We start from the raw sequence: 22,517 nt of genomic DNA, 5'->3' as shown, positions 1-22,517 counted from the left end.
CTTAAAATAATAATACACCTTGAGATGGAAGGGAGAGGGCGCGCTATGCAGATTGACGGCGTATTTTCGGGCGGGGGGATAAAAGGGGTGGCGCTTGCCGGCGCTTATGAAGCGCTGGAAGAAAAGGGCTTTCGCTTTGAAAGGCTCGCCGGAACAAGCGCCGGCGCAATTATTGCCGCATTTATCGCTGCGGGCTATACGAGCAGAGAGGTTCATTCCATCATAGATGAGGTGGACGGAAGGCAATTGCTTGATCAGAGATACTCATTCCTCCCGCTGAAAATCCTGCGGTGGGTGTCGATATATTGGCGCCTCGGACTATACAGAGGCGATATGCTGGAAAAATGGATTGCGGATAAATTAAAAGCGAAGGGCATCATCGCGTTCGGCGATTTGAAAAAAGGCTCGCTCCGTCTCATCGCTTCAGATCTGACGAACGGAACGATGATCGTGCTTCCTGACGATCTTCCCCGCTACGGATTAAATCCGGAGATGTTCCCGGTTGCCAGAGCCGTCAGAATGAGCTGCAGCATTCCTTATTTTTTTGAACCGATAAAACTGAAGACCGAAAAAGGCACCTCGACGGTCGTTGACGGCGGCGTGTTAAGCAATTTCCCGATTTGGCTGTATTCAAAAGAACGCAAACGGCCGGTCATCGGAATTTCGCTTTCGCCCAACGAAAAAGAGCGCCCGAAAAAATCAATCCGCAACGCTTTTGAGCTGTTCGGGGCTTTGTTTGAAACGATGAAAGACGCTCATGATGCCAGGCATATCGCGACAAAGTACGAACAGAATATTATTTTTATTCCGGTGGAACATGTGATGGCGACGGAGTTTCATCTCACACCGCAAAAAAAACTAGCTCTCATTGAGCTAGGAAAAAGCAGAACAGAGCAATTTTTGAAGCAATGGAGCTATTAAAAAAGCGCTCTGTTTTTCTTTTTATTCTTTTTACCTTCTATGACGGTAAGCTGGGTCTGGCTTTTTTTCTTAAGAATCATCGGCTTCGGTCTGCTGCTGCTCGGCACGCTCCGCAAATGGCTGACCCGGCCTCTGTGTCCGGCGCGGTGCTTCGCTTTTTGCTCCTTCATTCGGAGCCGCGATTGTCTGGCCGCTTTTCTGAAAGCGGTTCCGTCACGGCCGGTGCGGCGGTTCAGGACCGTCCTCACGATAAAATAAATAATGATGCCTGCGATAATAACGGTGATCGCTCTTGAAATCATCTGCCCGGGGTTGGTTACCGCCGCATAAATGAAACCGAATGCGCCAAGCGCTATCAATACAGCAAAAAAAGGTTGTACACGATGATTCATAACTGCCCACCTCCAAAATAATAACGGTAACGGTTCAGATTACGTTGTGAGACGGCTTTTCGCTCTGTTCTGAAATGTCTTCCAGTCTGAGAAGCTCGTTAAAGCTTTCTATGGCAACCTCGACCTGGTCATCCGCCGGTTCCTTTGTCGTTAAAAGCTGCAGCCACAGGCCGGGATAACCGAGCACTTTCAAAACGGGGATATTCCGCACTCTGTTCGTCAGCTGGAGCACTTCAAAGGAGATGCCGAGAACGACCGGTATAAGCGCAATCCTGTCTAAAATCCGCACCCAAAGCGGATCTGTCGGAACGAGTAAATAGACGAACATGCCGACAATGATCGTAAATAAAATAAAGCTTGAACCGCAACGGTAATGAAGCCGTGACTGTTTCTGAACATTTTCTATTGTAATTGGCAAATTCTGTTCATAACAGTTTATGACCTTATGTTCGGCTCCATGATATTGAAACACTCTTTTAATTAACGGCGTCATTGATAAAAAATAAATGTAGCCGAGAAGCAGAATAAGCTTAAACAGACTTTCGATTCCGATCTGTGCGGCGTCTGAGGAAAATACGGGCCTTACAAGCTCCGCTAAGAAGACCGGGACGAGCGTAAAAACGAATTTGCTGAACAAAAACGACAGAACGCCGATCACCGCCAAGCTGAAAAACATCGATAAGCCAGAACCCTTCTTATCTTCCTGCTCCAGCTTGGCGTCATCTTGAGGATCAAGCCCGTATCGTTCGCTGGAAAAGTTTAAATGCTTTGTGCCGTTGGCGCTCGCCTCAATGATGGCGACGATTCCCCGCAAAAAAGGAATCTTTTTTAAAGCCGAAAGCTTGGCGTTCGGCACTCTCGGAAGCTTGAAAAAATCAATGCTTCCGTCATTCCTGCGGATGGCGGTAACATAGTTTTTTCTGCCGCCGAACATGACCCCTTCAACGACAGCCTGCCCGCCGTATGCAGGGGGCGTTTTTTGTTTGGACATTGTTTATCAACCTGCCTGTTTTCTTAGGATTTACTAACCATTTCCTTTCACTCTATTGTACAGGAAACCGCGGTAAACCTCTAGTTAGACAGCCGGAAAATCAATGCTTTTTCTACAGGCAGTATACCCCGTTTCTTTAGATTTTACTCATTGAATGAAAATATGGCGCAGCTTTTTATGACTTTTCAATTTTGGGGCAGTCTATGACTGGAGGTGCCATGATGACAAGCGAAAAACATTCAGAACAGGAAGAAAAAAAGAAGCAGGATGATGATCAGCAGCCTGTTTCATTTACCGGCAGAATTTGCGGTATCGGATTTGCCGGCGGTGTATTTTGGAGTTTGATCGGCTATCTCGGGTATGTCTTTCATTTTTCAGAGATCAGCCCCAACATGATTCTTCAGCCGTTTATGATCGGAGAATGGAAAAAACAATGGCTCGGCACGATGGTCAGCATCGTTGTCATCGGGTTGATTTCAATTGCCGGAGCGTTCATTTATTTCGTGTGCCTGAAGCGTTTTAAAACCATGTGGCCGGGGATGGTGTACGGCGTCATTTTATGGTGTGCGGTTTTTTTCTTATTCAATCCGATTTTCGAAGATGTGAAATCCGTCACTGAATTGAAATCAGATACAATCGTGACGACGCTTTGCCTTTACATTCTGTACGGTTTGTTTGTCGGCTACTCAATTTCCTTCAACTACAATGAACTTACGTCAGACAAGCTTGCAAGGGCGCTCGGCAACAAGTGAATAAGTGTATAATCCCTGTCCGGTATGGTAAAATGTTCACGAGAAGTGAACATTTTTTATGCTGAAAACCGGGCGGGGATGCTCCCGCGTTGTCAGGCGGCAGTCAAGAATCGGCGAGGAGGAGAAAGGGAATGAAACTTGAGAAATTGCGAAATCTTTTCGGTCAGCTGGATATAGACGGAATGTTGGTGACAAGCTCCGCCAATCTGCAGTATATGACGGGATTTACGGGTTCGTCAGGCCTTGCGGTCATATCAAAAGAACGTGCGGCATTTATCACGGATTTCCGTTACACCGAGCAGGCGAAGACGCAAGTGAAGGGTTTTGACATTATCGAGCACGGCGGAAGCTTAATCCAAACGGCTGCGGATACGATTCTTGAGTACGGCATTAAAAAACTCGGCTTCGAGCAAAACAGCATGACGTACGGAACATATGCATCCTACCAAGCGGTGCTGCAGGAAGCGGAGATGGTTCCCGTCGCGGATTCCGTTGAAAAGTTGCGCTTGATTAAGTCAAGTGAAGAGATTAAGATATTAGAGGAAGCTGCGAAGATTGCGGATGATGCGTTTGAACATATTCTGACGTTTATCAAACCGGGCATCTCAGAGATTTCAGTTGCAAACGAGCTTGAATTTTATATGAGACGTCAAGGAGCAGACGGCTCTTCCTTTGATATGATCGTCGCCTCGGGAGTCAGATCCAGCCTTCCCCACGGAGTGGCAAGCGGCAAATTGATTGAAAAGGGAGACTTGGTCACGCTCGATTTCGGCGCTTATTATAAAGGCTATTGTTCTGATATCACACGCACCGTCGCGGTCGGAGAGCCAAGTGATAAACTGAAAGAGATTTATCAGGTCGTATACGATGCCCAAGCGCTTGGTGTCCTGCATATTAAACCCGGCATGACGGGAAAAGAAGCGGACGCCCTGACGAGGGATCACATCACCGCAAAAGGCTACGGACAGTATTTCGGCCATTCGACAGGACACGGGTTCGGAATGGAAGTCCATGAATCACCGGGGCTGTCTTTCAGGTCATCGGCCGTTCTTGAGCCGGGCATGGCGGTAACGGTCGAGCCGGGCATATACATACCGGATGTTGGGGGCGCAAGAATCGAAGATGATATCATCATCACTGAGGACGGCAACCGGACAATTACGCATTCCCCAAAAGAATTAATTATTTTGTGATCGGAATATAGGAGGACATCAAACATGATTTCAGTTAACGATTTTCGTACAGGACTAACGATTGAAGTAGACGGCGGCATTTGGCGCGTCGTTGACTTCCAGCACGTAAAGCCGGGAAAAGGAGCGGCATTTGTCCGTTCTAAATTGCGTAACCTGCGCACGGGCGCTATTCAGGAGAAAACATTCCGTGCAGGTGAAAAAGTCGCGAAAGCGCAAATCGAAACAAAAACGATGCAGTATCTTTATGCCAACGGCGATCAGCACGTGTTCATGGATACAAGCTCATATGAACAGCTTGAATTGAACGAAAACCAAATCGAAGAAGAATTAAAATATCTTCTGGAAAATATGTCTGTGCACATCATGATGTATCAGTCTGAAACGCTCGGTATTGAACTGCCTAACACAGTTGAACTGAAAGTTGTTGAAACAGAGCCGGGAATTAAAGGCGACACGGCGTCAGGCGGCACAAAACCTGCCAAAACGGAAACAGGTCTTGTCGTAAACGTACCGTTCTTCGTGAACGAAGGCGATACGCTTGTTGTAAATACATCAGACGGCTCTTACGTGTCAAGAGCGTAGTCAAAGACATTCGGAGTCTGCTCCTTTTACGGGGCAGGCTTTTTTTGCGTTCTGTCTCAGAATCTTTCTTCTATATGAAAATAGTGAGACTACTTCCGTCAGCTAGAGCATATAGTGTAACAAAATGCTTGAAGTTGGGGGATTGCAATGAAATTTTTGTTTGGTTCAATCAATTCTACTGTTTTAACGATGGCCGGTTTACGAGTTTTGTCCTCGCTCATTGAATTATCGGCCGCTATTATCATGCTTTTGACAAACGACATCAGAAAAGCGGTTGTGGTGAATAGTATTTTGGCAATCGTCGGCCCTCTGATCTTTATCATCACGATGACGATCGGCATTTATCAGATTGCCGGACAGCTCTCATATGCAAAATTAATATTGATTTTTGCGGGAGTGGTGCTGATTTTGGCCGGTGTGCATAAATAGAGGGCCGGGGTGTCATAAAGTCTGTCCCGGATCATACATTTTAAAGAAGCCAATCGGTAAAAAAGGAGGAGACTCTATTGAATGAAATTACAGAGGTTCTCCCTGAATTATTGAGACATGCCATCTCCGCCGTGCCCGAAGAAGCGAGGCGGGATACAGAAGAAATCAGAATCCGCGTCGACAGGCCGGTTGAACTGGTCCAAAAAGGACAACCTTTGTATTTGTCATATGTCTGTACGGCCGGCGACGCACAGCTGATCCTCAGCCGGCTCAGCAATTACAGTATGTACACGCTGGAAGAAGAGCTGAAAAAAGGATACATCACAATCAGAGGAGGCCACCGTGTGGGGCTGGCCGGAAGAGTCATCGTCGAAAACGGAGCCGTCAAAGGACTCCGGGATATTACTTCTTTTAATATCCGAATCGCCCGGGAGAAGCTGGGGATCGCAGAACCGCTCATTCCTTTCTTATGGAAAGAAAACTGGCTGAACACGTTGATCATCGGTCCTCCGCAAACAGGGAAAACGACCTTGCTTCGTGATTTGGCCCGGCTTTCCAGCACCGGATCAAAACGCATCCCGGCAAAAAAGACAGGTATCGTAGATGAACGTTCGGAAATTGCCGGCTGCCTGCGGGGCATTCCCCAGCACAGTTTCGGCCGCAGAATCGATGTCCTTGATGCCTGTCCGAAGGCGGAAGGGCTGATGATGATGATCCGCTCTATGAGTCCTGATGTCATAATTGTGGATGAAATCGGGAGAATGGAAGACTCACAAGCGCTGCTGGAGGCGCTCCATGCGGGCGTATCCGTTATCGTATCTGCGCACGGGTGGAATATGAAAGACTTGGTAAAGAGGCCGTCGCTGAAAATGCTTTGGGAGGAAAACGTGTTTGACCGGTATGTTGAACTGTCAAGGCGCCGCGGTCCGGGAACGATCAGCAGGATGTACGGAAAGGACGGGGAACCTGTTCCGCATGCTGAAAGCGTGATGACATGCTGAAGCTTTTGGGTGCCGTGTTTATTCTGACAGCGACGACATGGACGGGATTTGAGATCGCCAAAATGTATATTGAAAGGCCGAGGCAGATCCGCCAGCTGCGCGCGGCGCTCCAATCGCTAGAAGCGGAAATCATGTTCGGGCATACACCGCTGCATACCGCCTCTGAACAAATTGCCGCACAGCTTTCCAAACCTGTATCGTTATTGTTTCAAGCTTTCAGCAGAAGGCTTGAGCAGGGAAGCGATTCCGCCAAAAAGGCTTGGGAACAGAGTTTGAAACATAATTGGTCTTCCATGGCGATGAAAAAAAGCGAATATGATGTGCTGAAGCAATTCGGAGAGACGCTCGGGCTCCATGACCGTGTTTCTCAGCAGAAACATATCAAGCTTGCGCTTACACATTTGGAAGCGGCGGAAGCGGATGCCGGACGGGCGCAGGCGAAAAATGAAAAAATGGTGAAAAGCTTAGGATTTTTAGCCGGACTGTTACTCATTCTTCTATTGATGTAAACATGAGGGGAGCAAACATAAAATGGGAGTCGACGTAAATGTCATTTTTCAAATCGCCGGAGTCGGTATCGTGGTTGCGTTTCTGCACACCATACTTGATCAAATGGGAAAAAAAGAATACGCCCAGTGGGTGACGCTGCTTGGCTTTATCTATATTTTATTTATGGTGGCGACGATTGTCGATGACCTGTTCAAAAAGATCAAAGCTGTGTTTCTATTCCAAGGATAGGGGGGCTTACAGATTGAGATTGTTCAAATTGTAGGTTTAGGCCTGATCGCCACATTTCTCTCCCTGATCGTAAAAGAACAGAAACCGACTTTCGCGTTTATGATTGTCGTCTTCAGCGGCTGCGTGATCTTTCTTTATCTCATCGACCAGATTTACGACATTATCAGAATGATAGAAAAAATAGCCGTCAATGCAAATGTCAATATGGTCTATGTGGAAACCATTTTAAAAATTATCGGCATCGCCTACATCGCTGAATTCGGAGCGCAGCTTACAAAGGATGCGGGCCAGGGAGCGATTGCTTCGAAAATAGAGCTGGCCGGAAAAATTTTGATACTGGTAATGGCCGTGCCGATACTCACCGTCATTATTGAAACGATTCTCGGACTTATTCCTTCTTGATCATAAATAAAATGGAAAGGGGGCACAAAAAATGAAGCGCTTTCGGTGGGCGGGAGCTTTTTTGTTTATCCTCTTATTTTTTCAGACTGAATGTGTACAAGCTGCCGGAACAGACGGTGCGTCGCAGGAAACCGCAGTTCACCAAGAATCCGCTAATGAAGTGGCGAAAAAGCAGGCCGAAGCGCTGAAAACAGAAGGCATCGGAAAGTTTTGGGACGACATCATGACAGAATACGGCGGTCTTCTGCCTGAAAGCCAAAAGGGAAGCATCATCGACTTTATTAACGGTGAAAAAACGTTCTCACCGGAGGCATGGCTGAAGGCTTTATTTTCATACTTGTTTCATGAAGTGCTCGCAAACGGAAAGCTTCTGGGAACTTTGATTCTTCTCACCATTTTTTGTGTCATTCTGCAGCTCCTGCAAAATGCGTTCCAGCAGAGCACCGTCAGCAAAGTGGCTTATGCAATCGTCTACATGGTGCTGATTATTCTCGCTTTAAACAGCTTTCATGTTGCCGTTAATTATGCCAGTGAAGCGATCCAGACGATGACAAGCTTCATTCTCGCGCTCATCCCGCTTTTACTTGCGCTTTTGGCGTCTTCCGGGGGAGCCGTTTCCGCAGCTTTTTTTCACCCCGTTATTTTATTTCTGATGAATACGAGCGGCCTTCTCATTCAAAACATCGTCATGCCGCTTATCTTCCTGTCAGCGATTTTAAGCATCGTCAGTACGATGACGGATCAATATAAAGTCACGCAGCTTGCCAATCTGCTCAGAAATATCGCGATCGGCGCGCTTGCCGTATTTCTCACCGTGTTTCTCGGCGTCATCTCCGTACAGGGGGCTTCGGCTGCCGTGACGGACGGGATTACGCTCAGGACTGCAAAATTTATAACAGGCAATTTTATTCCCGTGCTCGGCCGGATGTTTACGGATGCGACGGATACGGTCATCAGCGCCTCGCTCCTATTAAAAAATACTGTGGGAATCCTCGGAGTCGGAATTTTGATCTGCATCTCCGCGTTTCCGGCGATCAAAGTGCTCTCGCTCGCTTTTATTTATAAGCTCGCGGCCGCTATTTTGCAGCCGCTCGGAGGCGGGCCCGTCATTACGTGTCTCGGTGTCATCAGCAGAAGCGTACTGTATATTTTCGCGGCGCTCGCCATTGTCTCTCTCATGTTTTTCCTCAGCATCACAGTCATTATTACAGCAGGCAACCTCACCATGATGATGAAATAAAGGAGGCCCATTGGATATGAGCTTTTTAACAGAATGGCTGACAAGCATTATTTTATTTATCTTATTCGCCATCGTCATCGACATGCTGCTGCCCAGCTCCAGTATGCAAAAATACGCAAAGATGGTTGTCAGCCTGCTGTTAATCATTGTCATGCTCAACCCGATATTCAAACTTTTCAAAACAGACCCGGAAATCATCTTCGATTATTTGACAAAACAAGAGCAATCTCAATCCGCTGATATAAAAAATCAAATCAAATCAGAAAAAAAAGAAATACAAGCATCAAACCGCGCATATGTTTTAGAAGAAATGGCTGTCCAACTAAAAAAGAAAGCGGAGGAGATGTTCAGTCATGACGAATACAAAATAGACGACATCCGCCTTACAGCGGAAGAACAGGTTCGTTCAGAAGAAGATGTAAAAACGATCAGCGTGTATATGGCCCCATCTTCTGAAAAAACCGTGCAAACCGTCGCACCGATCGACATCCGCACAGACCGCAAATACGAACCGGAAGGCGCAGCCGACAAAAAAGAGGCCGCAGACATCAAAGAAAAACTTGCGGATATATGGGAAATCGGCAGTGAGAAAATTACGGTTTATATGGAAGGCGGGGAGAAAAACGGCCATGAATAAAAACGGACTATGGACCATACTCAAAAAACAGCTGATGATCGGACAGGCGAAAGACGGAGAAAAACCAAAACTGACAAAATATCATTACTTTCTGTTCGTGTTTGTGCTCGGGGTATCTTTTATGCTGGTCAGCCAGCTGTTCTCTTCACCGGAGGAAACAGGGAAGGACCAAACGGCGCAGACCGTCATGTCCGGCCAAACGGAAGACAAAAGCGGGCAAAAAAGCGCACCTGTTTTTAAGGCATCGAAAGACAGCAGCGCCAAAACCACGATCGATGATTACGAAAGAGACTATGAAAACCAGCTGAAAGAAATCCTTGAAACGATTATCGGCGTGGAGGATGTCTCAATTGTCGTAAACGTAGACGCAACATCTTTGAAAGTGTTTGAGAAAAACAAAACGAAAAAAGACACCACCACTGAAGAAACCGATAAAGAAGGCGGCAAAAGAAGCGTAACCGATCAAACCTCTGAAGAACAAATTGTCATGATTCGAAACGGGGACCAGGAAACCCCGGTCGTCGTCCAGACGAAAAAGCCCGATATCCGCGGTGTACTCGTTGTCGCTCAGGGAGTGGACAACGTTCAAATAAAAAAAACCATCATTGATGCCGTCACAAGGGTGCTTGATGTTCCGAGCTACCGTGTAGCGGTTGCCCCTAAAAAAATCAAGGAGGATTCATAAATCATGCTGAAAAAACAAACGGTTTGGCTTTTAACAATGCTCAGTCTCGTCGTGGTATTAAGTGTTTATTATATTATGTCGCCGGAAAGCAAAAATGCCGTGCAGATGAAAAGCGAAAAAAGCAGCGGAGAAGTCGCCACTGAAAAAACGCCGGCTCCTGAAACGAAAGATAAGAGCGGAAGCGGCACGGAAAAAGAAGACGGAACAAAAGGAACGAAAGATTCTAAAGGCACAAAAGAGGATAAAGAAACATCAGCCGAAGCATCGGACAAAGACGGATCGGTCGCCACAGAAACAGCTGATGAAAACTTATTTACCGCATACCGTATGGAACTTGAAGACGCGAGAAGCAAAGAAAGGGAACAGTTAAACAGCATTGTTTCAAGCGATGATGCGACCGCAAAGGAAAAAAGCGAAGCCTACGATAAAATGACGGCGCTGAGCAATGCTGAAGGGACGGAAAAACAGCTGGAAACGCTGATTAAAACACAAGGCTACAAAGATGCGCTCGTGGATGCTGAAGGAGACAAAATCAACATTACCGTCATGTCTGACAAACATTCAAACGCAAAAGCTTCCGCTATCATTGACCTGGTGGAAAAAGAAATCAAGACGATGAAAGACGTCGCCGTCACGTTTGAACCGACAAAGTAAGAGACCTGAACCGCCCGCACCCGCTGCGGGCTTTTCTGATGTCATTTTAGATCAGTGTTGAATTTACACAAGCGCTCCTGTAAGATAAACATAGTATGTACTTTTAGTAGCAACCCATAAATTTCTATTTTTTATACATAGGAGTGGAAACTGATGTTAAAAATCAACGAAATTCACGAACTGATAAAAAGAATCGATGAATCTTCCATCGACGAATTTGTTTACGAAATTGAAGGCGTAAGCCTCAAACTGAAAAAAAATGAAGCGCCGGCAGTGAATGTAACGGGACAAGCCCAAGCCGTTCCCGCCGCTTACGCACCTGCTCCGCAGGCTGCAAAACCGGAAGCGCGTGAAGCCGCTCCTGCTCAGGAAGCGCCGAAACAAGACGAAAACCTGCACAAAATTACGTCTCCGATGGTCGGAACGTTTTATGCTTCTTCATCGCCGGAAGCCGGCCCTTACGTAAACCAAGGTTCAAAAGTGAGCGAAAATACAGTTGTTTGTATCGTAGAAGCAATGAAACTCTTTAACGAGATTGAAGCCGAAGTAAAAGGAGAAATCGTTGAAGTGTTAGTTGAAAACGGCCAGCTGGTCGAATACGGACAACCTCTATTTCTTGTAAAAGCTGAGTAAGGAGACCTGCTATTATGATTAAAAAGCTATTGATCGCCAACCGAGGAGAAATCGCCGTCAGAATCATCCGGGCCTGCAAAGAGATGGGCATTGAAACTGTAGCCGTTTATTCTGAGGCAGATAAAGACGCCCTGCATGTCCAAATGGCCGATGAGGCTTTTTGTATCGGGCCGAAAACATCGAAAGAGAGCTATTTAAATGTAACGAACATCGTCAGCGTCGCAAAGCTGACCGGCACGGATGCGATTCATCCGGGATACGGGTTTTTAGCTGAAAACGCCGACTTTGCCGAGCTGTGCGAGGAATTAAACGTAACGTTTGTCGGCCCTACGGCTGACGCCATTTCAAAAATGGGAACAAAAGATATCGCGCGCGACACGATGCAGCTGGCGGGCGTGCCGATTGTGCCCGGTTCAAAAGGAATCATAAAAAATACGGAAGAAGCGGTTTCGCTTGCAGGTGAAATTGGGTATCCTGTCATTATAAAAGCCACTGCGGGCGGAGGCGGAAAAGGCATCCGGGTCGCACGCACAGAAGAAGAACTGATCAAAGGCATTGAGATTACCCAGCAGGAAGCCGCTACGGCATTCGGAAATCCGGGTGTGTACATCGAGAAGTACATAGAAGATTTCCGCCATGTTGAAATTCAGGTGCTTGCGGATAATTACGGAAACACGATCCATCTCGGAGAGCGTGACTGTTCTATCCAAAGACGTCTGCAAAAACTTCTTGAAGAGTCACCGTCACCTGCGCTTGATTCTGAAATCAGGGAGCAGATGGGCGAAGCAGCGGTAAAAGCAGCGAAGGCCGTCGGTTACACGGGAGCCGGCACAGTAGAATTCATCTATGACTACAGAGAACAGCGCTACTACTTCATGGAAATGAACACGCGTATTCAAGTAGAGCACCCTGTCACAGAAATGGTGACGGGAACGGATCTGATCAAAGAACAGATCAAAGTGGCATCCGGACAGGAGCTTTCGCTCAGACAGGAAGACGTTGAATTTAACGGCTGGGCGATTGAATGCCGCATCAACGCTGAAAATCCTGCGAAAAACTTCATGCCTTCACCCGGTAAAATTAACATGTACCTGCCGCCGGGCGGACTCGGTGTACGCGTGGATTCAGCCGCATATCCCGGCTACTCGATCCCGCCGTACTATGACAGTATGATTGCTAAAGTCATTACATACGGAACAACGCGTGATGAGGCAGTCGCACGGATGAAACGCGCGCTGAGCGAATTCGTGATTGAAGGTATTGAAACGACGATTCCGTTCCATTTGAAACTGCTTGAACACGAAACATTTGTCAGCGGAGAGTTTAATACAAAGTTTTTAGAAACATATGATGTAATGGGCTCATAATTTTTGCGGGAGGTGAATTGAATGGAAGACAACAGTGTGCTTAAAATGGATCATGATGAGGCTCATTTAGGCAAGGTTGAAATTGCTCCTGAGGTCATTGAAGTCATTGCCGGCATCGCCGCTTCCGAAGTTGAAGGAGTTGCTGAAATGCGCGGCAATTTCGCCACGGGCGTCGTAGAACGCTTCGGCAAAATCAATCACGGCAAAGGCGTAAAGGTCGATTTAGCCGATGACGGGATTACCATAGACGTCTATTGCGTCGTTCAATTCGGGATCTCGATCCCGAAAGTGGCGGCAAGCGTTCAGGAGAATATCCGCCAAACCTTATTAAACATGACGTCTCTGACCATTAATGAAATCAATATTCATATCGTCGGCATTCAATTTGACACGAAAGCCCAAGAAGTCGAAATCGACGAAGAAATGTAATGAGCGTATAAAAACCAAGGGGATGGGCAGCCCTTTGGTTTTTTATACGTTTCCCGTCATTTCAGGCATGAAGAAAGCCGGCTACAAACGGCAGCCGAGTTTCTTCATGCTGTGAAAACCGAATGAAATTAATACGATATGTGAAAATATTCGGCATTAGGGTGAAAAAACCTAAATTTCGACATGCGATTGAGAAAAAAATATGTTATGATCTCTTTAAGCTTAACGACAAGCGGATAAAGCGGATCTGAAGGAGAAAGAAAATGAAAAGAAGAACAGCTAGAGAAAAAGCTTTGCAGGCACTTTTTCAGATTGATGTCAGCGATATTGCACCGAACGATGCCATTGAGCACGCGCTTGATGGTGAAAAAACAGATGCCTTCTTTGAACAGCTGGTGTACGGAGTGATCGAACATCAGGTTCAGCTTGATGAAATGATTTCCGGCCATCTCGTCAATTGGAAGCTTGACCGGATTGCAAACGTAGACCGCGCGATCCTGCGTCTGGCGGTGTATGAAATGGTTTATTCTGACGACATTCCTGCTAACGTGTCATTAAACGAAGCGATCGAGCTGGCAAAACGGTTCGGCGACGATAAAGCTGCAAAATTCGTGAACGGGGTTCTTTCTAACATTAAAACTGATATCGAATCATAGGAGGAAAGAAAATGACTGCAACAATCATCGACGGAAAAGAAACGGCTAAAGAAAAACGCGAACAATTGGCAAAAGAAGTAGAAGAGCTGAAAGCACAAGGCGTAGTGCCTGGCTTGGCGGTCATTTTAATCGGAGACGATCCCGCTTCTGTTTCATATGTGACAGGCAAGAAAAAAGCCGCTGAAACAATGGGAATGAAATTTAAGCTTGACCGCTTTGACTCAAGCTTAACCGAGGCGGAGCTTTTAACAGTGATTGATCAGTATAATCAAAATCCGGAATTCCACGGCATTCTCGTCCAGCTGCCGCTCCCGGATCATATTTCTGAAAAAGCCGTAATCGAGCGGATCTCCCCTGATAAGGATGTTGACGGTTTCCACCCTCTCAACGTCGGGAAAATGCTGCTTGGCGAAGATACATTTCTTCCATGCACGCCGCACGGAATTGTCGAGTTATTGAAAAAGACGAACGTAGATCTTTCCGGCAAAGAAGTTGTTGTAGTCGGACGAAGCAATATTGTCGGTAAACCGGTCGGCCAGCTGCTGCTGAACGAAAACGCGACCGTCACATATTGCCATTCCCGCACGAAAAATATGTCTGAGCATACGAAAAAAGCAGATATTCTTGTGGTAGCGGTCGGTAAAGCGAATTTCATCAAAGCCGATCAAATCAAAGAGGGCGCCATTGTCATTGATGTCGGCGTCAACCGTCTCGAAAGCGGAAAACTCTGCGGAGACGTTCAGTTTGATGAAGCGAAAGAAAAAGCATCTTTCATTACGCCGGTGCCGGGCGGAGTAGGTCCGATGACCATCACAATGCTTGCGCATAATACTGTTAAATCTGCCAGACGTACGTTATCATAGATAACCGGAGACAGTCACAAAAAGTGTGACAATGAGCACGATACCCGCTTCTTAAGGCTCCTTTCAGCCAGAGCGGGTTTTCTTAGTTTAGGGCAAAAAGCCTTTATGAAAGGAGTGCAGGATGTGAGTGAAGCGGCATATGTCACGGTTTCCGCGCTGACAAAATACATTAAACGAAAATTCGATGTGGACCCTCATCTTGAAGACATTTGGATTAAGGGTGAGCTCTCCAATGTTAAAATCCATACGAGAGGCCACATTTATTTTACATTAAAAGATGAGCATGCCCGCATGCAGGCCGTCATGTTTCAGAGGCAAAGTTCGAGGCTTGCGTTTAAGCCCGAAGACGGAATGAAGGTCATCGTAAGAGGCGGCATCTCCGTCTATGAACCGAGCGGAAGTTATCAGCTGTACGCGAAAGAAATGCAGCCGGACGGTGTGGGGGCGCTCTACTTAGCATATGAAGAATTAAAGAAAAAACTTGCCGGCGAAGGGTTGTTTGATGACCGGCATAAGCAGGCCATCCCCGCTTTTCCGGCCACGATCGGGGTCGTCACGTCACCGACGGGAGCAGCCGTCAGAGACGTCATTACCACACTCAAAAGAAGATACCCCCTTGTGAAAGTCATTGTGCTTCCCGCGCTCGTTCAAGGTGAAAATGCCAGCAGATCGATTGTGAAGCGCATTGAAGAAGCCAATGCACAAAAAATGTGTGACGTCCTGATCGTCGGAAGGGGAGGGGGTTCGATCGAAGAATTGTGGGCATTTAACGAAGAAATCGTGGCCCGGGCGATTTTTGCTTCCGCCATTCCGATTATATCAGCCGTCGGACATGAAACAGATTTTACAATCAGTGATTTTGTCGCGGATATCCGGGCGGCAACGCCGACAGGAGCGGCAGAAATCGCCGTCCCCCACACGACGGACTTAATGGAACGGACAAAAACGGCGGAAGTCCGTCTGACAAGAGCGATGCAGCAGCATATCAGCAAGAAAAAAGAACGGGTTCAATCGCTCCAGTCATCCTACGCGTTCCGTTTTCCGAAACGATTGTATACCCAAAAAGAACAGCAGTTTGACCTTTTGTATCAGCAGTTCCAATCACAGCTCACAGGGCTTACGGACATGAAACAAAGGCAGCTGGAGCGGAATACGTACAGATTAACGGCGCTCCACCCTGAAACCCAGCTGAAACAGGCGAAAAAACGGCACGAGGAGCGCTCAAATCAGCTCGCCCGAAGCATGAATGTCCAGCTGAAGCAGCTTCATTCGCAGTTTCAGACGGTTCTTGGTAAACTGAATGCATTAAGTCCCCTTCAGGTGATGGAGAGAGGATACAGTCTGGCCTATAAAGACAAAGAGCTGATCAAAAGCGTTGATCAAGTGGAACAAAATGATACGCTTGAAGTAAAGATGACAGACGGCGTTCTGACATGTGAAGTATTGCAAAAGAGAGGCGAACGAAAATGACAGAAACCAAAAAAAGTGAAGAGCTGACATTTGAAGAGGCGATGAAAGGCCTTGAAGGCATTGTGGCAAAGCTTGAAGAAGGAGACGTGCCGCTGGAGCAGGCGATTAATTATTTTCAGGAAGGGATGGCCCTTTCAAAAATGTGCCATGAAAAGCTTCAGCATGTCGAAAAGCAAATGGACTTTATTTTAAAAGATAACGGCGAACTTGCACCTTTCAGCGTTCAGGAGGAAGACGAAGGTGACAAATAAACTGGACGCATTTTTAGCATCGCGCAAACAACTGATTGAACAGCAGCTTTCTTTGTATACAGAACGGCTTGCGATGCCTGAAACCCTCAAAAAATCTATGCTGTATTCTTTGGAAGCGGGCGGAAAGAGGCTGCGCCCCCTCGTCGTCTTAGCCGTTCTGAATGCTTACGGAAAAGATGAAAAAGACGGGATTCCGGTCGGATGCGCTGTCGAAATGATTCATACGTATTCTTTAATCCATGATGATCTGCCTTGCATGGACGATGATGATCTGCGCCGGGGAAAGCCCACAAACCATAAAGTCTTCGGAGAAGCCGCGGCCGTATTGGCCGGAGACGGGCTTCTGACAGAAAGCTTTAAATTGATCACATCTCATGTGTCTGAGGCGGTTTCAGCAGAAAAACGGCTCCGTCTCGTCGATGAGCTGATCAGCGCGGCGGGAACGGAAGGAATGGTCGGCGGACAGGCTGCCGACATGGAAGCGGAACAAAAGCGGATAACGCTTGAGGAGCTGGAATCCATCCACGAGCGGAAAACGGCCAAGCTCCTCGGTTTTTCCGTGACGGCGGGCGCCATTTTGGCAGATGCGCCGGAGGATGAAGTCGAAAAGCTCCGTTTGTTCAGCAGCCATATCGGCATCGGATTTCAAATCAGAGACGACATCCTTGATATTGAAGGGCATGAGGAGAGGATCGGCAAACCGGTCGGCTCAGACACGTCGAATGAAAAATCAACGTATCCGTCGCTTTTAACGCTTGAAGGCGCGAAAGAAAAGCTTGCGTATCATATCAGCGAGGCGAAACAGATCATCAGCGGCCTTTCTCTTCAGAAAGAATTGCTGCATGACCTCTGTGATTTAATCGCGGCGAGAGATCATTAAAAACGGTCCTGATTTGAAGGGGCTGCCGCTCCTATGGTAAAATGTAAGCAGTTTCGATGAAAATACAAAGGGAGTCTTTTTCTCTTTTCAAAAAGACACTGTTTAATTTGCAGAAATTCATGCTGAAAGTGAGTTGATCCGCTTTGGATCTTTTATCAATACAGGACCCGTCATTTCTTAAAAAGATGTCAATTGAACAGCTGGAAGAGCTGAGTGAGGAGATCCGCAATTTCCTCATCACATCGCTGTCTGCCTCTGGCGGCCATATCGGGCCGAACCTCGGGGTTGTCGAGCTGACAATTGCGCTTCACAAAGAATTTGACAGTCCGAAAGATAAATTTTTATGGGATGTCGGACATCAGTCCTATGTTCATAAACTGTTAACCGGACGCGGCAAGGAGTTTGAAACCTTGCGCCAATATAAAGGGCTTTGCGGTTTCCCGAAACGCAGCGAAAGCGAACATGACGTATGGGAAACAGGTCACAGCTCAACTTCGCTCTCAGGCGCGATGGGAATGGCTGCCGCCCGTGATATTAAAGGATCGAAAGAATATATCATCCCGATTATCGGAGACGGCGCTTTAACCGGAGGAATGGCGCTTGAAGCGCTGAACCATATCGGTGATGAGAAAAAAGACATGATCGTCATCCTGAATGATAATGAGATGAGCATTGCGCCGAATGTCGGGGCGATTCATTCTATGCTGGGACGGCTTCGCACGGCTGGCAAATATCAATGGGTAAAAGATGAGCTTGAATATTTATTTAAGCGCATCCCGGCCGTCGGCGGAAAATTGGCCGCCACAGCTGAACGGATAAAAGACAGTTTGAAATATATGCTTGTGTCAGGCATGTTTTTTGAAGAGCTGGGCTTTACGTATTTAGGCCCGGTTGACGGTCATTCCTACCACGAACTGTTTGAAAACCTGCAATACGCCAAAAAAACGAAAGGCCCTGTCCTTTTACACGTCATTACGAAAAAGGGCAAAGGCTATAAACCGGCTGAGACTGACACAATCGGCACATGGCACGGAACGGGGCCGTATAAAATCAATACGGGTGATTTCGTCAAGCCGAAAGCCGCGGCGCCTTCATGGAGCGGACTTGTCAGCGGCACCGTGCAGGAGCTGGCGCGTGAGGATGACAGAATTGTCGCCATTACACCGGCCATGCCGGTCGGCTCCAAACTGGAAGGGTTTGCGAAAGAATTCCCTGAACGCATGTTTGACGTTGGAATCGCAGAACAGCATGCGGCGACGATGGCGGCTGGAATGGCGCTCCAAGGCATGAAGCCGTTTCTTGCGATTTATTCGACCTTTTTGCAGCGGGCGTACGATCAGGTCGTCCATGACATCTGCCGTCAAAACGCGAATGTATTTATCGGCATTGACCGCGCCGGTTTGGTCGGCGCTGACGGGGAGACGCATCAAGGCGTTTTTGACATCGCCTTTTTGCGGCATATACCGAACCTCGTTTTAATGATGCCGAAGGATGAAAATGAAGGCCGCCATATGGTCAATACAGCCCTTTCCTACGAGGAAGGTCCGATTGCGATGCGCTTCCCGCGCGGAAACGGACTCGGCGTAAAGATGGATAAAGAGCTGAAAACCATTCCGATCGGAACATGGGAAGTGCTCCGTCCCGGAAAAGACGCGGTCATTTTAACATTCGGTACGACCATTGAAATGGCGCTGGAAGCGGCTGAAGAACTGCAAAAAGAAGGCCTGTCCGTGCGTGTCGTGAATGCGCGGTTCATAAAACCGATTGATCAACAAATGATGAAGGCCATTCTTAATGAAGGCCTGCCGATTTTAACGATAGAAGAAGCCGTGCTTGAAGGCGGATTCGGCAGCACGATTCTCGAATTCGCTCATGACCTCGGCATGTATCATACACCGATTGACAGAATGGGCATCCCAGACCGGTTTATTGAGCACGGCAGCGTAACCGCCCTGCTTGAAGAAATCGGTCTCACGAAGGCTGAGGTTATGAACCGGATAAAACTGCTGATGCCCCCGAAGACACATAAAGGAATTGGATCATGACAGCAAAAAAAGAACGATTAGATGTACTTCTTGTAGAAAAAGGCCTTGCGGAAACGCGGGAAAAAGCGAAACGCGCCATTATGGCGGGCATCGTATACTCAAATGAAAACCGATTGGACAAACCGGGTGAAAAAATCGCCCGGGATCTTCCGTTAACGGTAAAAGGAAACCCTCTTAAATACGTCAGCAGAGGCGGATTAAAGCTTGAAAAAGCCTTGGAAGTGTTTCCTGTCTCGGTAAAAGGCAAAACGATGATTGACATCGGCTCGTCTACAGGGGGATTCACGGATTGCGCCCTCCAAAACGGAGCCGAGCGGTCCTACGCAGTGGATGTCGGCTATAATCAGCTTGCTTGGAAGCTCAGACAGGACGAGAGGGTCGTCGTCATGGAACGGACGAATTTCCGCTATTCCGAGCCTTCCGATTTCACAGAGGGTTTGCCGGAATTTGCGACAATCGATGTTTCTTTCATCTCACTCCGCCTCATTCTGCCGGTTTTAAAAACGCTGCTTGTACCGGGGAGCGATTGTATTGCACTGGTAAAGCCGCAATTTGAAGCCGGACGGGAATCCGTCGGAAAAAAAGGCATTGTCAGAGATCCCGGCGTTCATACTGACGTTCTCCGCCGCATGAATCAATTTGCCGCTTCTGAAGGATATACAGTAAAAGGACTGTCCTTCTCACCGATTACAGGGGGGGACGGCAATATTGAGTTTCTGCTTCATTTGGAATGGGGCGGAGAAGACGGAAACGGCGCTGAACTGCCGGAAGAAGACATTCTCCGTACCGTCCGCGAAGCACATGAGACATTAAAAGCCAAAAAGACAGATGTACCGGAATAATAGGGGGCTATTATTCCTTTTTTCTGCCATCATGTACTTTTTATCAAGAAGCGGTTAACATAATGACAAGAACAGCTTGAAAACAGAGGTGCTTACATGACAAAAGGCCAAAGGCATATAAAAATCAGAGAGCTTATTACAAGCCATGAGATTGAAACGCAGGATGACTTAGTTGACATGCTGAGAGAAGAAGGATATAAGGTAACCCAGGCGACTGTCTCCAGAGACATTAAAGAGCTGCATCTCGTAAAGGTGCCGACGAACAACGGCTCCTACAAATACAGCCTGCCGGCGGATCAGCGGTTCAATCCGCTGTCAAAACTGAAGCGTTCATTAATGGATGCGTTCGTAAAAATTGACTCAGCAAGCCATATGATCGTATTAAAAACGATGCCGGGGAATGCTCAGGCAATCGGCGCTCTGATGGATAATCTCGAATGGGAAGAAATCATGGGCACGATCTGCGGAGATGACACGATCTTAATCATCTGCAGGACGCCTGAAGATACGGAAGGCGTACAAAGCCGTCTTTTGGAGCTGCTGTAGCGTAATTATCAGATAAAAGGTGGAATGCTGTTTGTTAGCTGAACTATCAATAAAAAACTTTGCCATTATAGAGGAACTGACGATTTCGTTTGAACGGGGGCTCACCGTCCTGACGGGAGAAACAGGGGCCGGCAAGTCAATTATTATAGACGCCGTTTCCCTATTAGTCGGCGGCCGCGGCTCGTCTGAATTTGTCCGTTACGGTGAAACAAAGGCCGAGCTTGAAGGACTGTTTCTATTAGACAGCGGTCATCCCGTGTTTGAAGTATGCCGTGAGCAGGGAATAGACGCATCTGACGATATGATTGTCATGAGAAGGGACATCAATGCCGGAGGAAAAAGCGTCTGCCGTGTCAACGGAAAATTAGTGACGATTGCGGCTTTAAGGGAAATCGGCAGACTTTTATTAGATATTCACGGACAGCATGATAACCAGCTGTTAATGGAAGATGACAAACACTTGGAGCTTTTGGACAGGTTTGCAGGCGCTGAGGCCGAATCCGCGCTTCAGGCTTACCATGAAGGCTATGAGCGTTATATGAGGCTGCTCAAAAAAGTGAAGAAGCTGTCAGAAAGCGAACAGGAAATGGCGCATCGGTTAGACCTGATTCAATTTCAGCTTGAAGAAATCGAGTCGGCGAAGCTTGAATTGAATGAAGACGAACTTCTTCAGGAAGAGCGGAAGCAGATATCCAACTTTGAAAAAATTTATGAATCATTGCAAAACGCCTATAATGCGCTCCGCAGCGAGCAGGGGGGGCTTGACTGGGTCGGAATGGCCTCTGCCCAGCTTGAAGATATTTCGGATATCAATGAACCGCTGCAAAAGCTGTCTGAAAGTGTGTCAAGTTCTTATTATCTGCTGGAGGATGCAACCTTTCAGATGCGCAATCTGTTAGATGATCTGGAATATGACCCGGAACGGCTGAATTTTATTGAAACCCGTTTAAATGAGATCAAACAGCTGAAGCGCAAATACGGAGCGACGGTAGAAGACATTTTGGAATACGGCTCCAAAATAGAAGAGGAAATCGATCAAATCGAGAACCGCGACAGCCACCTTGAAGCGCTGAAGAAGGAATTGGAGTCTGTCGGCAAAGATGTGGCCGTAGAAGCCGCCAATTTATCAAAAATCAGAAAAGCTTGGGCTAAGAAACTGGCGGAAGCGATTCATCAGGAATTAAAAAGTCTGTATATGGGCAAATCAACGTTTGATACGGAATTTCTCGTGAAAACCGATCCGTCAGCCAGTGAAGCACCGGTTGTTAACGGGCAGCCCGTGCAGCTTACCCAAAAGGGGATTGACCTTGTGAAGTTTTTAATTTCAACAAACACCGGTGAACCTTTAAAACCGCTGTCAAAGGTCGCTTCCGGAGGCGAGCTTTCAAGGGTGATGCTGGCGATGAAGAGTATTTTTTCTTCCCAGCAGGATGTCACCTCCATCATCTTTGACGAAGTGGACACCGGTGTAAGCGGGCGGGTTGCCCAAGCCATCGCGGAAAAAATCCATAAAGTATCGAACGGTTCACAGGTGCTCTGCATTACACACCTGCCGCAGGTTGCTGCCATGGCGGATACGCACCTTCTGATCGCAAAAGAATTCAAAGACGGCCGGACGACAACGCATGTCACGCCGCTTTCCAAACAGGACAAGGTAGCGGAAATCGGCCGCATGATTGCGGGCGTTGAAGTGACCGATCTGACAAAACGTCATGCACAAGAGCTTCTAAAACAGGCCGGACAGGTAAAAACGACAGGATAAGCTGCTGATACAGGCAGCTTATTTTTTTGTTCCATTTCTCTAACAGTGTATCCAATGTTTTTCTTCGTATGCCGGTTATAAATCAAGCGCAGGAAGGCAAAAGTATAGATGTAGCAGAAAAAGAAAGTGGTGTGGGATAGGAGCGAGGAGAGTGAA

27 protein-coding genes are annotated in these 22,517 nt (G+C 47.3%); 25 read left to right on the top strand and 2 right to left on the bottom strand.

The annotated features are described in order from the left end of the window. Window positions 1-45: 45 nt before the first annotated feature. Window positions 46-921, top strand: a complete 876-nt coding sequence (locus MY7_RS10370) for a patatin-like phospholipase family protein (protein WP_012117971.1) — start codon at window positions 46-48, stop codon at window positions 919-921. Here the strand turns inward: MY7_RS10370 and MY7_RS10365 are convergent. Next, entirely contained in the window at window positions 918-1,313 is a 396-nt protein-coding gene (locus tag MY7_RS10365) for an SA1362 family protein (RefSeq protein ID WP_007408340.1), read from the bottom strand. The two genes, MY7_RS10370 and MY7_RS10365, sit on opposite strands and share 4 nt — an antisense overlap. A 34-nt stretch (window positions 1,314-1,347) precedes the next feature. Further along, window positions 1,348-2,304, bottom strand: coding sequence for a DUF1385 domain-containing protein (locus tag MY7_RS10360; protein WP_003153120.1), 957 nt, complete (start codon window positions 2,302-2,304; stop codon window positions 1,348-1,350). Between the two features lie 221 nt (window positions 2,305-2,525). Between MY7_RS10360 and MY7_RS10355 the strand changes: the two genes are divergently transcribed. The 24 genes from MY7_RS10355 to recN all read left to right on the top strand — a co-directional run bounded on the left by MY7_RS10355 (window position 2,526) and on the right by recN (window position 22,361). Continuing rightward, window positions 2,526-3,056 (top strand): YqhR family membrane protein, encoded by a 531-nt coding sequence (locus MY7_RS10355; protein ID WP_029326080.1) that lies wholly within the window; start codon window positions 2,526-2,528, stop codon window positions 3,054-3,056. Window positions 3,057-3,187: 131 nt separating this feature from the next. Further along, window positions 3,188-4,249: a M24 family metallopeptidase gene (locus tag MY7_RS10350; RefSeq protein ID WP_007612522.1), complete on the top strand. Its 1,062-nt coding sequence runs from the start codon at window positions 3,188-3,190 to the stop codon at window positions 4,247-4,249. A 24-nt stretch (window positions 4,250-4,273) separates the two neighbouring features. Further along, entirely contained in the window at window positions 4,274-4,831 is a 558-nt protein-coding gene (gene efp / locus MY7_RS10345) for an elongation factor P (protein WP_003153123.1), read from the top strand. 147 nt (window positions 4,832-4,978) lie between these two features. Further along, window positions 4,979-5,260, top strand: a complete 282-nt coding sequence (locus tag MY7_RS10340; protein ID WP_003153124.1) for a YqhV family protein — start codon at window positions 4,979-4,981, stop codon at window positions 5,258-5,260. Between the two features lie 77 nt (window positions 5,261-5,337). After that, on the top strand, window positions 5,338-6,261 hold the full coding sequence (gene spoIIIAA / locus MY7_RS10335; RefSeq protein ID WP_007612515.1) for a stage III sporulation protein AA: 924 nt from the start codon (window positions 5,338-5,340) through the stop codon (window positions 6,259-6,261). Further along, the gene (gene spoIIIAB, locus MY7_RS10330; protein WP_007612514.1) at window positions 6,255-6,770 is read left to right on the top strand and encodes a stage III sporulation protein SpoIIIAB; all 516 of its coding nucleotides are present in this window, start codon (window positions 6,255-6,257) and stop codon (window positions 6,768-6,770) included. Before spoIIIAA ends, spoIIIAB begins: the two co-directional genes overlap by 7 nt. Window positions 6,771-6,792: 22 nt before the next feature. After that, on the top strand, window positions 6,793-6,999 hold the full coding sequence (gene spoIIIAC / locus MY7_RS10325; protein WP_003153142.1) for a stage III sporulation protein AC: 207 nt from the start codon (window positions 6,793-6,795) through the stop codon (window positions 6,997-6,999). A 12-nt stretch (window positions 7,000-7,011) separates the two neighbouring features. After that, window positions 7,012-7,401, top strand: a complete 390-nt coding sequence (gene spoIIIAD / locus MY7_RS10320; protein WP_071392571.1) for a stage III sporulation protein AD — start codon at window positions 7,012-7,014, stop codon at window positions 7,399-7,401. A 31-nt stretch (window positions 7,402-7,432) separates the two neighbouring features. After that, window positions 7,433-8,641 carry a stage III sporulation protein AE gene (spoIIIAE, locus tag MY7_RS10315; protein ID WP_007612513.1) on the top strand — a complete coding sequence of 403 codons (1,209 nt, stop codon included), beginning with the start codon at window positions 7,433-7,435 and terminating at the stop codon, window positions 8,639-8,641. A gap of 16 nt (window positions 8,642-8,657) precedes the next feature. Continuing rightward, window positions 8,658-9,278: a stage III sporulation protein AF gene (gene spoIIIAF / locus MY7_RS10310; protein ID WP_003153146.1), complete on the top strand. Its 621-nt coding sequence runs from the start codon at window positions 8,658-8,660 to the stop codon at window positions 9,276-9,278. Then, the gene (gene spoIIIAG / locus MY7_RS10305) at window positions 9,271-9,963 is read left to right on the top strand and encodes a stage III sporulation protein AG (protein WP_007612512.1); all 693 of its coding nucleotides are present in this window, start codon (window positions 9,271-9,273) and stop codon (window positions 9,961-9,963) included. Before spoIIIAF ends, spoIIIAG begins: the two co-directional genes overlap by 8 nt. Window positions 9,964-9,966: 3 nt before the next feature. Beyond that, window positions 9,967-10,617 carry a SpoIIIAH-like family protein gene (locus MY7_RS10300; protein ID WP_007408346.1) on the top strand — a complete coding sequence of 217 codons (651 nt, stop codon included), beginning with the start codon at window positions 9,967-9,969 and terminating at the stop codon, window positions 10,615-10,617. Window positions 10,618-10,770: 153 nt separating this feature from the next. Continuing rightward, entirely contained in the window at window positions 10,771-11,250 is a 480-nt protein-coding gene (gene accB / locus MY7_RS10295) for an acetyl-CoA carboxylase biotin carboxyl carrier protein (protein WP_007612510.1), read from the top strand. 14 nt (window positions 11,251-11,264) lie between these two features. Beyond that, complete coding sequence (gene accC, locus MY7_RS10290; protein WP_007612508.1) at window positions 11,265-12,617, top strand: acetyl-CoA carboxylase biotin carboxylase subunit; 1,353 nt, start codon at window positions 11,265-11,267, stop codon at window positions 12,615-12,617. 21 nt (window positions 12,618-12,638) lie between these two features. Beyond that, window positions 12,639-13,046: an Asp23/Gls24 family envelope stress response protein gene (locus MY7_RS10285; protein WP_003153156.1), complete on the top strand. Its 408-nt coding sequence runs from the start codon at window positions 12,639-12,641 to the stop codon at window positions 13,044-13,046. Between the two features lie 263 nt (window positions 13,047-13,309). After that, window positions 13,310-13,702: a transcription antitermination factor NusB gene (gene nusB / locus MY7_RS10280; RefSeq protein WP_007408349.1), complete on the top strand. Its 393-nt coding sequence runs from the start codon at window positions 13,310-13,312 to the stop codon at window positions 13,700-13,702. Window positions 13,703-13,713: 11 nt separating this feature from the next. After that, complete coding sequence (folD, locus tag MY7_RS10275; protein ID WP_007408350.1) at window positions 13,714-14,565, top strand: bifunctional methylenetetrahydrofolate dehydrogenase/methenyltetrahydrofolate cyclohydrolase FolD; 852 nt, start codon at window positions 13,714-13,716, stop codon at window positions 14,563-14,565. 123 nt (window positions 14,566-14,688) lie between these two features. Further along, window positions 14,689-16,035 carry an exodeoxyribonuclease VII large subunit gene (xseA, locus tag MY7_RS10270; RefSeq protein WP_029326081.1) on the top strand — a complete coding sequence of 449 codons (1,347 nt, stop codon included), beginning with the start codon at window positions 14,689-14,691 and terminating at the stop codon, window positions 16,033-16,035. After that, entirely contained in the window at window positions 16,032-16,286 is a 255-nt protein-coding gene (locus MY7_RS10265; RefSeq protein ID WP_007408352.1) for an exodeoxyribonuclease VII small subunit, read from the top strand. The genes xseA and MY7_RS10265 overlap by 4 nt, the downstream gene beginning before the upstream one ends. Further along, window positions 16,276-17,166 (top strand): polyprenyl synthetase family protein, encoded by an 891-nt coding sequence (locus tag MY7_RS10260; protein ID WP_007408353.1) that lies wholly within the window; start codon window positions 16,276-16,278, stop codon window positions 17,164-17,166. The genes MY7_RS10265 and MY7_RS10260 overlap by 11 nt, the downstream gene beginning before the upstream one ends. A 143-nt stretch (window positions 17,167-17,309) precedes the next feature. Next, window positions 17,310-19,211, top strand: a complete 1,902-nt coding sequence (gene dxs, locus MY7_RS10255; protein WP_007612504.1) for a 1-deoxy-D-xylulose-5-phosphate synthase — start codon at window positions 17,310-17,312, stop codon at window positions 19,209-19,211. Next, a complete protein-coding gene (locus MY7_RS10250; RefSeq protein ID WP_007612503.1) occupies window positions 19,208-20,053 on the top strand; it encodes a TlyA family RNA methyltransferase in 846 nt (281 codons plus the stop codon). Before dxs ends, MY7_RS10250 begins: the two co-directional genes overlap by 4 nt. A gap of 96 nt (window positions 20,054-20,149) precedes the next feature. Next, window positions 20,150-20,599, top strand: a complete 450-nt coding sequence (gene ahrC / locus MY7_RS10245; RefSeq protein ID WP_003153173.1) for a transcriptional regulator AhrC/ArgR — start codon at window positions 20,150-20,152, stop codon at window positions 20,597-20,599. Window positions 20,600-20,630: 31 nt separating this feature from the next. Further along, window positions 20,631-22,361, top strand: coding sequence for a DNA repair protein RecN (recN, locus tag MY7_RS10240; RefSeq protein WP_007612501.1), 1,731 nt, complete (start codon window positions 20,631-20,633; stop codon window positions 22,359-22,361). Window positions 22,362-22,517: the final 156 nt, after the last annotated feature.

The sequence above is a fragment of the Bacillus sp. 5B6 genome (assembly GCF_000259405.1).
GTDB classification, from domain to species: Bacteria; Bacillota; Bacilli; order Bacillales; family Bacillaceae; genus Bacillus; species Bacillus velezensis.
This window is presented reverse-complemented; position numbering and strand designations above follow the sequence as displayed.

Coding starts and splice junctions, on each gene's coding strand:
- MY7_RS10370 (WP_012117971.1), top strand. CDS start 46: ATGCAGATTGACGGCGTATTTTCGGGCGGGGGGATAAAAGGGGTGGCG.
- MY7_RS10365 (WP_007408340.1), bottom strand. CDS start 1,313: ATGAATCATCGTGTACAACCTTTTTTTGCTGTATTGATAGCGCTTGGC.
- MY7_RS10360 (WP_003153120.1), bottom strand. CDS start 2,304: ATGTCCAAACAAAAAACGCCCCCTGCATACGGCGGGCAGGCTGTCGTT.
- MY7_RS10355 (WP_029326080.1), top strand. CDS start 2,526: ATGACAAGCGAAAAACATTCAGAACAGGAAGAAAAAAAGAAGCAGGAT.
- MY7_RS10350 (WP_007612522.1), top strand. CDS start 3,188: ATGAAACTTGAGAAATTGCGAAATCTTTTCGGTCAGCTGGATATAGAC.
- efp (WP_003153123.1), top strand. CDS start 4,274: ATGATTTCAGTTAACGATTTTCGTACAGGACTAACGATTGAAGTAGAC.
- MY7_RS10340 (WP_003153124.1), top strand. CDS start 4,979: ATGAAATTTTTGTTTGGTTCAATCAATTCTACTGTTTTAACGATGGCC.
- spoIIIAB (WP_007612514.1), top strand. CDS start 6,255: ATGCTGAAGCTTTTGGGTGCCGTGTTTATTCTGACAGCGACGACATGG.
- spoIIIAC (WP_003153142.1), top strand. CDS start 6,793: ATGGGAGTCGACGTAAATGTCATTTTTCAAATCGCCGGAGTCGGTATC.
- spoIIIAE (WP_007612513.1), top strand. CDS start 7,433: ATGAAGCGCTTTCGGTGGGCGGGAGCTTTTTTGTTTATCCTCTTATTT.
- spoIIIAF (WP_003153146.1), top strand. CDS start 8,658: ATGAGCTTTTTAACAGAATGGCTGACAAGCATTATTTTATTTATCTTA.
- spoIIIAG (WP_007612512.1), top strand. CDS start 9,271: ATGAATAAAAACGGACTATGGACCATACTCAAAAAACAGCTGATGATC.
- MY7_RS10300 (WP_007408346.1), top strand. CDS start 9,967: ATGCTGAAAAAACAAACGGTTTGGCTTTTAACAATGCTCAGTCTCGTC.
- accB (WP_007612510.1), top strand. CDS start 10,771: ATGTTAAAAATCAACGAAATTCACGAACTGATAAAAAGAATCGATGAA.
- accC (WP_007612508.1), top strand. CDS start 11,265: ATGATTAAAAAGCTATTGATCGCCAACCGAGGAGAAATCGCCGTCAGA.
- MY7_RS10285 (WP_003153156.1), top strand. CDS start 12,639: ATGGAAGACAACAGTGTGCTTAAAATGGATCATGATGAGGCTCATTTA.
- nusB (WP_007408349.1), top strand. CDS start 13,310: ATGAAAAGAAGAACAGCTAGAGAAAAAGCTTTGCAGGCACTTTTTCAG.
- folD (WP_007408350.1), top strand. CDS start 13,714: ATGACTGCAACAATCATCGACGGAAAAGAAACGGCTAAAGAAAAACGC.
- MY7_RS10265 (WP_007408352.1), top strand. CDS start 16,032: ATGACAGAAACCAAAAAAAGTGAAGAGCTGACATTTGAAGAGGCGATG.
- MY7_RS10250 (WP_007612503.1), top strand. CDS start 19,208: ATGACAGCAAAAAAAGAACGATTAGATGTACTTCTTGTAGAAAAAGGC.
- ahrC (WP_003153173.1), top strand. CDS start 20,150: ATGACAAAAGGCCAAAGGCATATAAAAATCAGAGAGCTTATTACAAGC.